General features: G+C 60.5%; 1 protein-coding gene. It reads left to right on the forward strand.

Translation table 11 applies throughout. From position 1 onward, the window contains the following. Positions 1-240 (forward strand): hypothetical protein (locus SB816_RS33175; protein WP_410548400.1); only part of this gene is annotated, 240 nt, incomplete at its 5' end. Positions 241-256 lie beyond the last annotated feature (16 nt).

A 256-nucleotide genomic window follows, 5' to 3' on the forward strand; every position in this document is an offset into this window, starting at 1 on the left:
GAAGCCTTGCAGGACGAGGAAGAAGAGAAGCGGGTCGAGGCGGCCGACATTCTGCGCTCGCTGGTGGACCAGATCGTTCTGACGCCGGTGGACGACAAGATGGCGATCGATGTCCAGGGCGATCTGGCTGGCATTCTGACGATTGCGGCACAAACGAAAAACCCCGCCGGTGGGCGGGGTGGATCGCAAGTAAAGATGGTTGCGGGGGCAGGATTTGAACCTGCGGCCTTCAGGTTATGAGCCTGACGAGCTACCG

It is taken from the genome of Achromobacter sp. SIMBA_011, from assembly GCF_046535435.1.
GTDB classification, from domain to species: Bacteria; Pseudomonadota; Gammaproteobacteria; order Burkholderiales; family Burkholderiaceae_B; genus Achromobacter; species Achromobacter dolens.